The sequence below is a fragment of the Paenibacillus lignilyticus genome (assembly GCF_017942085.1).
In the GTDB taxonomy this organism is placed as follows: Bacteria; Bacillota; Bacilli; order Paenibacillales; family Paenibacillaceae; genus Paenibacillus_Z; species Paenibacillus_Z lignilyticus.
Genome location: NZ_JAGKSP010000037.1, coordinates 22848 through 33035, shown reverse-complemented (window position 1 = coordinate 33035; position 10188 = coordinate 22848). Strand labels below are relative to the sequence as shown.

The following is a 10188-nucleotide window of genomic DNA, read 5'->3' as shown; positions in this document are numbered from 1 at the left end:
GACCCCTGAAAGACGATCAGGTTGATAGGTTCGAGGTGGAAGTGCAGCAATGCATGCAGCTGACGAATACTAATCGGTCGAGGGCTTATCCTACGAACATTCAGCTCGGATGTTCAACTTCGGACAAAATCAGCTAAAACAAAACCTTCGCAAAGGTTCGTATCCAGTTTTCAGGGCGTAAGCCTTGTGTATCGTATCGCTAACGCGATCACCGTTTGGTGGCGATGGCGGAGGGGAACCACGCGTACCCATCCCGAACACGACCGTTAAGCCCTCCAGCGCCGATGGTACTTGGACCGCAGGGTCCTGGGAGAGTAGGACGTTGCCAAGCACGATGAACCGACCGTATTTATACGGTCGGTTTTTTGTAGTGTTTTTACCAATGCTGGATATATCTCCTACACAATGGAATGGAATGGCGGGCACATACTACTGGTAACGTAGTCATTCAACGTACTGGGGGTGCTAGCTGATGATGGTGAAGGACGGTATGAAGATAATGAGCATGACGATGATTTTATCCGGAATGATCGTCTGTGCGGGGTGCAATTCGGCTGATCGACAAGATCAATTCAGCCTTCCTCCATTAAAGCAACAAAGTCAAACCAACACCGATCTCCAACAACTAACTGTAAAACATAAAAGCAGAGTAGCCCCTGGAATGAAACCAACAACGAGGACCTTAACAAGTACAGCTGCTGCGAACAGTAAGCATTCCAAGCATTCCATTGCTGCCGCCTCCCGTAAAATCCGTAAGCCGGAGCAGCCGGTTCGCGGCATTTACGTATCCGGCTGGGTGGCCGGCAGTAAGAAACGGATGAACGCTCTTATTGATCTGTTAGACAGGACGGACCTTAATGCCATGGTGATTGATGTGAAGAACGATTACGGTCAGTTGACTTACGACTCCGCGCTGCCGGCAGTGCATGCCATCGGAGCAGACCGTCATGTGGCCATATCGGATGTTGAGGGATTAATCGCAAAGCTCAAAGCCAAGCACATCTATGTCATTGGCAGGATTGTAACCTTCAAAGATCCGCTTTATGCGAAGATGAATCCGAACATGGCATTGCAGAAGCAAGGCGGAGGCGTGTGGAGGGACGCGCAGGGAAAGGCGTGGCTCAATCCTTTTCAGCAACAAGTACGCCAATATAACACTGCGATTGCAAGGGAAGCTGCAACCAAGGGTTTTGATGAGATCCAATTCGATTATGTGCGCTTTCCCGATAACGGAGCCAAGGTGGATCGCGAAGTAAAGTATGGCGATCGCGGTGGGAGAACGAAGTCGGAAGTGATTTCTTATTTCCTTCGTCAGGCAAGATCGAGCGTGCATCAATCCGGTGCCAGAATATCCGCTGATGTATTTGGATTAGTGACCTCTTCAACGAATGATATGGGAATCGGACAGTCGTGGAGGGCGGTTACGAGTGCAGTGGATGTGATTTCACCCATGACCTATCCCTCGCATTATTCGACGGGCATGTACGGAGTGAAACAGCCGGATCTTAATCCATATCCGATTATCAGCCAGGCGATGTTGGATGCGAAGCGGCGGAATGCCATTATTCAAAGCAGCGGCAGCCAGACTACGGCAACGATTAGACCCTGGCTGCAAAGTTTTACGGCGAGATGGGTTCATCCGCATCAGCAATATGGGGCCGCACAAGTGAATAAGCAAATTCAAGCCGCACGTGAGCAAGGGATCCGAGAATTTCTGCTCTGGAGCTCCAATTGCAAGTATGATTATCGTTCGTAATATGGACAAATTCCCCCTAGTCCCTTTGCCTTGACAGCCCCCTACCCCTCTGCTAATATTGCAATAATATACGCGAGCCTATTCAAAAACGCGGTTTTTACGGGTTCGTTTTGGGAACGTAAATTGCAAGAGGAGGAACAAGTCTGTGTGGGAAAATAAATTCGCCAAAGAAGGATTAACCTTCGATGACGTGCTGTTAGTGCCTCGTAAATCGGAAGTATTGCCGAGGGAAGTCGATGTATCTGTATCACTTAGCCCCAATGTGAAGCTGAACATTCCGCTGATGAGTGCGGGAATGGACACGGTAACAGAGGCAAAGCTTGCGATTTCTATGGCGCGCGAGGGCGGCATCGGTATTATTCATAAAAACATGTCTATTGCACAACAAGCTGAAGAAGTAGATCGTGTTAAACGCTCGGAGAGCGGCGTTATTACGAATCCTTTCTCGCTTACGGCCGATCACCATGTATACGATGCAGAGGAACTGATGGGCAAATACCGGATTTCCGGTGTGCCTGTTGTTGATCAGAATAAGAAGCTGGTCGGGATCATTACGAACCGCGATCTGCGTTTCATTCATGATTACTCCATCAAAATCAGCGAAGTCATGACTAAAGAAAACCTGGTTACGGCTCCTGTCGGCACGACGCTTCAGCAAGCTGAGATTCTGCTGCAGAAGCATAAAATCGAGAAGCTTCCTTTGGTGGATGAAACCAACACACTTAAAGGACTTATTACGATTAAAGATATCGAGAAAGCCATTCAATTCCCGCATTCAGCTAAAGACCGTCAAGGACGTCTTCTCTGCGGCGCTGCTGTCGGTATTGCAAAGGATACTCCGGAACGTGCGGAAGCACTCGTGAACGCCGGCGTTGACGTGCTTGTCATCGATACGGCTCACGGGCATCAGAAGAACGTTATCGAGATGGTGCGTTTGCTTCGCAGCAAATACGAGGACCTCACAATTGTGGCCGGCAACGTGGCAACAGGCGAAGGCACGCGCGAACTTATTGAAGCCGGCGCTTCCGTTATTAAAGTAGGTATGGGACCTGGTTCGATTTGTACAACTCGAATCATTGCAGGTATCGGTGTTCCTCAAATTACGGCAATCTACGATTGCGCATCGGTTGCACGCGAATATAATGTACCGATCATTGCAGACGGCGGCATTAAGTATTCCGGTGATGTCACGAAAGCAATTGCTTCCGGCGCCAGCGCGATTATGATCGGCAGCTTGTTTGCCGGTACAGAAGAAAGCCCGGGCGAATCGGAAATCTATCAAGGTCGTCGCTTCAAAGTATACCGCGGTATGGGCTCGATCGGCGCTATGAAGGAAGGCAGCAAGGACCGTTACTTCCAAGAGAACGAGAACAAGCTCGTTCCGGAAGGGATTGAAGGTCGCGTTGCTTATAAAGGACCATTGGCAGATACGGTTCATCAGCTTATCGGCGGACTTCGTTCCGGTATGGGCTACTGCGGCGCTGCAAATATCGAAGCGCTGAAGAATGACACGCAATTTGTGCGGATTACGAACGCCGGCTTGCGTGAAAGCCATCCGCATGATGTTCAAATCACGAAAGAAGCACCAAACTACTCGTTGTAATCGAGGCTGCTGCGGCGCTTATAGTTATCTAGCATCATAAAGTAGAACTGCCTGGCAGGAAGATGGTGGGAATCACCGTTTTCCTGTCTTTCTTTTTTAGAAACAGCACTCTTTGTGTTACAATACTAGAGAGAATGCATGATAGAAGAGGAGAGAAGACGTTGAAACCGAAAAAGGGCTGGGTACGCTTTGTACCGACCATTTGCGCGACTGTAATTGCCACGATGCTTACTGTTAATTTAGGTTCCCACACTACTTATGCCGCAGAAGTTACACCGAATCCGCTTGGAATTGAAGCTCGTTCAGCTGTCCTCATAGATGCAGATACCGGACAAGTTCTCTATGCCGTCGATGCGGACACCGCTTATCCACCGGCAAGCATGACGAAGCTGATGACGGAGTATCTCGTGCTGGAAGAGATTACTGCAGGCCGCTTGAAGCTGACTGACATGGTAACGACTTCGAAAGAAGCTGCTGACATCCCTCCTGATGGTTCCGCAATCTACTTGGCTGAAGGGGATGTACATTCGGTCAAAGATTTATATATGGCGATGGCTGTTCAGTCCGCCAATGACGCTACAATTGCGCTTGCCGACCACATTTCCGGCACAGAGCAAGCTTTTGTTGTGAAAATGAACGAGACTGCGAAGGCGCTTGGGCTGAAAACGGCCAATTTTACAAGTGCGACCGGTCTTGCTGAAACGACTGTTATTTCTGCCAATGATTTGGCTAAATTCGCAAGCATTCTGGTGAAGAAACATCCCGAGTTCCTAGAGTTTGCTAGCACGCCAAGCTACAAATTCCGCCCGCGCGACAAAACAGAGATGATTAACCTGAACTGGATGCTGGAAACCAACAAAAATGTGCAATCATTCAAGCAATTTGCTTATCAGGGTGTAGACGGCATGAAAACCGGTTATATCGGAGCCGCGGGGTACTGCTTCACGGGAACTGCGAAGCGCGGCGACTTGCGTCTGATTTCGGTTGTCATGAATACGGCTTCTAAGTCCGCTCGTTTCGTTCAAACGGCGAAATTGTTCGACTATGGATTCAATAATTTTGAGAAAAAGACGATTGTTGCGCCGAAGACAGTTGTAGAAACGGCAAAGACGGTCAAAATAAAGAAGGGTAAATCGAAGGAAGTGCCGATCATGACGGCGTCTGACGTGACCTTCCTCGTGAAAAAGAATGCAACGCCGAGCATTGAGCTTAAGAATGTAACGTTGAAATCGGAAGACGAGCTTGTTGCTCCGATTGCGAACGGTCAAGAAGTAGGCACGGCAACGTACTCGTACAAAGACCCGGATACAGGCAAGTCCATCGAGAAAACAGTGAAGCTGATTACTTCCGAGGAAGTGAAGAAAGCCAGCTGGTGGCGTCTGATGTTCCGCGCACTTGGCGGTTTCATCTCCGGTTTGTTTAAAGGGATCGTTGATTTGTTCTAGATAAATGGATAGGCAACCCGTTTACTTTGAATTGATGGTTGTCGATTTTTCTTCTATCATGTAAAATTATTGGTTAGAGCTAGCTAGTCCGGAACGATTCACATTCACGGATGACAGTGCAAAAACTTTTTTGGGAGGATTCACGAACATGGAAACAGGAACTTCACGCGTAAAACGCGGTATGGCTGAAATGCAAAAAGGCGGCGTCATTATGGACGTTGCGAATGCTGAGCAAGCAAAGATTGCTGAAGCGGCAGGCGCAACGGCAGTTATGGCCCTTGAGCGTGTACCTTCTGATATTCGTGCTGCAGGCGGCGTTGCCCGCATGGGAGATCCGACAATACTTGAAGAAGTAATGAAGGTTGTTTCGATCCCGGTAATGGCGAAAGCGCGTATCGGGCATTATGTAGAAGCTCGCGTATTGGAAGCACTGGGTGCGGACTATATCGATGAGAGCGAAGTGCTCACGCCGGCAGATGAAGTATTCCATATCGACAAACGCGAGTTCACTGTACCATTCGTGTGCGGCGCGAAAGATCTTGGAGAGGCGCTTCGCCGTATTCAAGAAGGCGCGGCAATGATGCGTACAAAAGGCGAGCCGGGAACAGGAAACATCGTTGAAGCGGTTCGTCATATCCGTTTGATCACAGGTCAAATCCGTAAAGTTCAAAACCTGTCTAAGGACGAGCTGTACGCAGAAGCTAAGAACCTTGGCGTAAACTATGACTTGCTTCTGGAAGTTCACCAATCAGGTAAACTGCCGGTCGTTAACTTCGCGGCAGGCGGCGTAGCAACTCCTTCTGATGCAGCGCTTATGATGCACCTTGGCGCAGACGGCGTATTCGTGGGATCGGGTATCTTCAAATCCGATAACCCGGAGAGATTCGCTCGCGCAATCGTTGAAGCTACAACACACTACACAGACTACAAGCTGATCGCAGAAGTGTCCAAGAACCTTGGCGCTCCTATGAAAGGTATTGAAATTTCGAAGCTGAACGCTTCCGAGCGTATGCAGGATCGCGGCTGGTAATATCGGAAAGAAGGCATGAACCGATGAAGATTGGTGTACTGGCGCTTCAAGGCGCCGTTGCGGAACATATACGAAGCATTGAAGCCGCGGGTGGTGAAGGCATCGCTGTAAAGCGGACGGAACAGCTGGAAGAGCTGGACGGTCTCATCATTCCCGGTGGAGAAAGCACTACGATCGGTAAGCTGATGCGTCAGTACGGCTTTATCGATGCGATTCGTCAATTCTCCGAGCAAGGCAAGCCGATCTTCGGTACCTGTGCAGGTCTCATCGTACTTGCAAGCCGTATTGAAGGCCAAGAGGACGCGCATTTGCAGCTGATGGACATGACCGTCGCTCGCAACGCATTCGGCCGTCAACGCGAAAGCTTCGAGACGGACTTGCCCATTAAAGGGATCGATGAGCCGGTGCGCGCGGTATTTATTCGTGCGCCGCTTATCAAGGAAGTATCGCCGAGCGTGGACGTGCTGTCGACGTATAACGGTGAAATTGTAACGGCTCGTCAAGGGCACTTGCTGGCCTCGTCCTATCATCCGGAGCTGACAGACGATTATCGTCTGCATGCGTATTTCCTCGATATGGCGAAGGAAGCTGCCGCTGCGGCCAAAGAATAAAAGGAGAAAGACTGCGAATGCGCAGTCTTTTTGCCGTTTGGGCTCTCTTGGCGAGTCTATCCGTATGAATGACCCGCCAAGAGGCAATAAATGAAAATGATAAAGAGAGGGGTTACCTTTCGTGTTAGATGTTAAATTGATGCGTAATGATTTCGCTAAAGTAGAGCAAGCCTTGAAGAATCGCGGCAAATCGCTTGATTTGATCGCAGGTTTCCCTGCGCTGGATGGCAAATGGCGCGATATGCTGCAGGAGACGGAGCAGCTGAAGAACCGTCGTAACACCGTTTCGCAAGAGGTTGCGAAGCTGAAGAAGAACGGCGGAGACGCAGAAGCACTCATCCTGGAGATGCGCGAGGTTGGCGACCGCATTAAGGTACTGGATGAAGAGATCCGTGCAGCAGAAGCTGAAATTGCGGAGCTTATGCTGGCGATTCCGAACGTACCGAATGAGTCGGTACCGGTGGGGGCATCGGAAGAGGACAACGTGGAAATCCGCCGTCATGGGGAAGTGCCCGCGTTTGCTTTTGAACCGAAGGCTCATTTTGAAGTGGCACAAGATCTGGGAATTCTGGACTTTGAACGCGCTGCGAAAGTAACCGGTTCGCGTTTCGTATTCTACCGCGGTCTAGGCGCTCGTCTGGAGCGAGCACTGATTAACTTTATGATGGACCTACATAGCGATGAGCATGGCTACGAAGAAGTGCTGCCGCCTTATATCGTTAATCGCGACAGCTTGATCGGAACCGGCCAGCTGCCGAAATTCGAAGAGGACCTCTTCAAGATTGCGGACACGGAGTATTACCTGATCCCAACAGCAGAAGTACCGGTGACGAACATTCATCGCGAGGAAATCCTGTCTGCAGAAGACTTGCCGAAGAATTTCGTGGCCTACAGCGCATGTTTCCGTTCGGAAGCCGGTTCTGCCGGTCGTGATACGCGCGGCCTTATCCGCCAGCATCAGTTCAACAAGATTGAGCTGGTGAAGCTGGTTAAGCCTGAGGATTCCTATGCAGAGCTCGAGAAGCTCACTGCAAACGCTGAGAAAGTGTTGCAGCTGCTTGGCCTGCCTTACCGCGTGCTGACGCTCTGCACGGGCGATATGGGCTTTACATCGGCGAAGACGTACGATCTTGAAGTATGGATCCCAAGCGGCGGCACGTACCGTGAGATTTCCTCCTGCTCCAACTTCGAGGACTTCCAAGCGCGCCGTGCGAACATTCGTTACCGTCCGGAAGTGAAGAGCAAGCCGGAATTCGTGCACACGCTGAATGGCTCAGGCCTTGCGGTCGGTCGCACGGTTGCAGCGATTCTGGAGAATTTCCAGCAAGCTGACGGTACGGTAGTTGTTCCGGAAGTGCTTCGTCCTTACATGGGCGGACTAGAGGTTATCGCGCCGCGTTAATACAAGCATGAAATGGATTGGACCACAGGCGTAATTTGGAGTTGCTTAACCGAATTCGTCTGTGGTACAATACATCTTGTGACCTTTTGAAACAGGTGACTTTATACGATGGAGAGGTACCGAAGTGGTCATAACGGGGCGGTCTTGAAAACCGTTAGGGGGCAACTCCACGTGGGTTCGAATCCCACCCTCTCCGCCATAACTTTTACAGCACAGCGCTCAAGCGATCATTCGCTTGGGCGCTTTTTTCCTATTCGCTGAAGCACTGCGAGCCGCATAAAAAGGACTCCTAAGCCGCATATTATCGGCATGGAGGTGGTAAGCGATGAGCAAACACGACGAGTTGTCGATTGATCAACAGCAGCTGACTGCGGCATGGCAGCGTACGCTGCCGGAGACGATTCATACTGCAGACCGCGCTGAGGTTCTGCCGGATGAGGCCGATCCTAAAGCTCTACGCGTCACGATTCATACAGCAGGACACCAGATGTACACGTTTGATTTTAAAGTGACCTATGTAGACAGCCGCGAAATTCAAACCACGCTGATAGATGTGGAAAAAGACGGTCGTACGGTGGATGAACGCACGGACATAATTCAACAGCTCGTGCAGGATTATACCCGCCATATTCATGAATGCGCACAGGCGCTGCACGGGCTGACGCATGCTTAGCGGAGGTGGAGCCTAACACCCGGCAAGGGCTGTACGCAAAGCGAAAGGCAGGAGATGCAGGCAATGACGAAGGCTAAAGGTACTGCAGATAAGAATTTAAGCAATGTCGTAGAAGATTTGGACCAAAATCCTGTAAACAGCCATCATGCACAGCAGCTGCAGCAGGATACCAATGATCGGCGGCACCAGGATCAATTGAATCATGATGAACCAACGGATTTGTTTCATTCCCGGAGTTAATCCGGATTTCTGAGTAGCGAGGTGCTTTCGAAATGACCAATGGCAAGTCCCATGCAATTCCCGTCCCTAATCCATATGAGAACAACAGCTCCAAGTCGCGTTCGGGCGGTTCAAGGCAGCAAGCGCCCCATAGCGGCTCGAAGAAGACGAAGCAGGCTAATCATGTGAGCCACAATAACCCGGAAGGGTAAACCATCCTATATAAGCAACATTCAGCCCTCGGGAGCCGAAGCATATTCGGTTGCCGAGGGCTTTTTGCATGCGGGCGTACCATCATTTTTAGCCTTTCGGATTGGGACGGGATGGGGTAAAATTGAAGGTGCTCATATGAGGAGAGGGGTTCTGAAATGAAAGTATTGAAACGGGGAGCAGCCGCGCTGCTCGTGGCTTCGCTGGCAGCCGCTCTGGCTGGGTGCAGTTCAGGGGCATCGCCTAAAGAAGCGATGATGGATGCGATGGCTAACAATCAGAAAGCAACCAGCATGACATATAAAGGATCCATGACTTTTACCGACCTGGTGCTGCCTCCGGCGGCAGCGGATGCTGCAGGAGCTGCAAATTCCGCAATGGCCTCGACCATGCTCGCCTTCTTGAAGGGGACGGTCATCAACGTACACGGTTCGGTTCAGAAGTCGCCGATGCGCGCAGAGCTGACGATGGATGTTACGCTGGGCAGCGGTGACGTGAAATTGAATGCATCGATTCCGATGATCATTACCGAAGACAAAACATGGATTAAAGTGCCGCAAATTCCGGGGCTTCCGCTGCCGGAGACGATCGCGGGCAAGTTCGTGGAAATCGATATGAAGAAGCTTGAGCAGGAGCAAGGTGCTGCGGATGTTGCCGCCTCCCCGCAGGTGGGACAAGATCTTCTGAAAGCGCTGGTGGACAGCTTGGATGAGAAAACCTACTTCAGCGAGCCGGAAGCTGCGGATGTGAAAGGGTTGGCTGCCGATCATAAAGTCGACCAGCTCGTTCGTTTCTCGATCAACGAGAAGAATGTTGAAGCGGCGTGGACCGCGATTATGGAGAAGGCGGCGCCGCAGATCATTGATATTTTGCTCAAAAATGAGGCTTATATGAAGATGTTCAAGCTGTCTAAAGCCGACCTGGAGGCTGCCAAGAAGGAGCTTGAAGGTAAAGAGGACGGAAAGGTCAAAGCGGCCGTCGAAGAGATGAAGAAAACGATCAAGATCAATCAGCTGGACGTTACCGGCGGGATTACGGACGATTATTTGACGTATGAAGGCGTGGTCTTGAATGTGGAGTCGACGGATTCCGCACAAGGAATGAAGCTTGGCATTCATTTCGACCTCTCCTTGGACGATATAAATAAGGAGATTAAATTTGAGTATGAGCTGCCGAAAGACGCAGTGCCTGTAGAGAAGATCCAGGAGATGCTGGGCTTGCCGAGCGGTTCGTAGAACG

At 50.5% G+C, this 10188-nt stretch carries 10 protein-coding genes, 1 tRNA gene and 2 rRNA genes; all 13 read left to right on the top strand.

The window, feature by feature from the left end; all coding sequences use genetic code 11:
• Positions 1 to 93 (top strand): 23S ribosomal RNA (locus I8J30_RS32000); the annotation flags it as partial.
• Positions 94 to 214: 121 nt separating this feature from the next.
• Positions 215 to 331 (top strand): 5S ribosomal RNA (gene rrf, locus I8J30_RS31995).
• A 330-nt stretch (positions 332 to 661) separates the two neighbouring features.
• The gene (locus I8J30_RS31990; protein WP_210664395.1) at positions 662 to 1756 is read left to right on the top strand and encodes a putative glycoside hydrolase; all 1095 of its coding nucleotides are present in this window, start codon (positions 662 to 664) and stop codon (positions 1754 to 1756) included.
• A 145-nt stretch (positions 1757 to 1901) separates the two neighbouring features.
• Positions 1902 to 3359 (top strand): IMP dehydrogenase, encoded by a 1458-nt coding sequence (gene guaB, locus I8J30_RS31985; protein ID WP_210664394.1) that lies wholly within the window; start codon positions 1902 to 1904, stop codon positions 3357 to 3359.
• 161 nt (positions 3360 to 3520) lie between these two features.
• Positions 3521 to 4804 (top strand): D-alanyl-D-alanine carboxypeptidase family protein, encoded by a 1284-nt coding sequence (locus I8J30_RS31980; RefSeq protein ID WP_240548535.1) that lies wholly within the window; start codon positions 3521 to 3523, stop codon positions 4802 to 4804.
• 148 nt (positions 4805 to 4952) lie between these two features.
• Positions 4953 to 5834, top strand: a complete 882-nt coding sequence (gene pdxS, locus I8J30_RS31975) for a pyridoxal 5'-phosphate synthase lyase subunit PdxS (RefSeq protein ID WP_091225284.1) — start codon at positions 4953 to 4955, stop codon at positions 5832 to 5834.
• 23 nt (positions 5835 to 5857) lie between these two features.
• Positions 5858 to 6445, top strand: a complete 588-nt coding sequence (pdxT, locus tag I8J30_RS31970) for a pyridoxal 5'-phosphate synthase glutaminase subunit PdxT (RefSeq protein ID WP_210664392.1) — start codon at positions 5858 to 5860, stop codon at positions 6443 to 6445.
• 121 nt (positions 6446 to 6566) lie between these two features.
• On the top strand, positions 6567 to 7847 hold the full coding sequence (gene serS, locus I8J30_RS31965; protein WP_210664391.1) for a serine--tRNA ligase: 1281 nt from the start codon (positions 6567 to 6569) through the stop codon (positions 7845 to 7847).
• Positions 7848 to 7957: 110 nt separating this feature from the next.
• Positions 7958 to 8046 (top strand) — tRNA-Ser (locus I8J30_RS31960).
• 126 nt (positions 8047 to 8172) lie between these two features.
• Positions 8173 to 8520, top strand: a complete 348-nt coding sequence (locus tag I8J30_RS31955) for a hypothetical protein (RefSeq protein ID WP_210664390.1) — start codon at positions 8173 to 8175, stop codon at positions 8518 to 8520.
• A 63-nt stretch (positions 8521 to 8583) separates the two neighbouring features.
• Positions 8584 to 8760 (top strand): hypothetical protein, encoded by a 177-nt coding sequence (locus I8J30_RS31950; RefSeq protein ID WP_210664389.1) that lies wholly within the window; start codon positions 8584 to 8586, stop codon positions 8758 to 8760.
• Between the two features lie 32 nt (positions 8761 to 8792).
• Positions 8793 to 8951 (top strand): small acid-soluble spore protein P, encoded by a 159-nt coding sequence (locus I8J30_RS31945; RefSeq protein WP_210664388.1) that lies wholly within the window; start codon positions 8793 to 8795, stop codon positions 8949 to 8951.
• 156 nt (positions 8952 to 9107) lie between these two features.
• Positions 9108 to 10184 (top strand): hypothetical protein, encoded by a 1077-nt coding sequence (locus tag I8J30_RS31940; RefSeq protein WP_210664387.1) that lies wholly within the window; start codon positions 9108 to 9110, stop codon positions 10182 to 10184.
• Positions 10185 to 10188: the final 4 nt, after the last annotated feature.

Bases quoted from the DNA above. Each gene is read 5' to 3' on its own strand.
- I8J30_RS31990 (WP_210664395.1), top strand. From the start codon at position 662: ATGAAACCAACAACGAGGACCTTAACAAGTACAGCTGCTGCGAACAGT.
- pdxS (WP_091225284.1), top strand. From the start codon at position 4,953: ATGGAAACAGGAACTTCACGCGTAAAACGCGGTATGGCTGAAATGCAA.
- pdxT (WP_210664392.1), top strand. From the start codon at position 5,858: ATGAAGATTGGTGTACTGGCGCTTCAAGGCGCCGTTGCGGAACATATA.
- I8J30_RS31955 (WP_210664390.1), top strand. From the start codon at position 8,173: ATGAGCAAACACGACGAGTTGTCGATTGATCAACAGCAGCTGACTGCG.
- I8J30_RS31950 (WP_210664389.1), top strand. From the start codon at position 8,584: ATGACGAAGGCTAAAGGTACTGCAGATAAGAATTTAAGCAATGTCGTA.
- I8J30_RS31945 (WP_210664388.1), top strand. From the start codon at position 8,793: ATGACCAATGGCAAGTCCCATGCAATTCCCGTCCCTAATCCATATGAG.
- I8J30_RS31940 (WP_210664387.1), top strand. From the start codon at position 9,108: ATGAAAGTATTGAAACGGGGAGCAGCCGCGCTGCTCGTGGCTTCGCTG.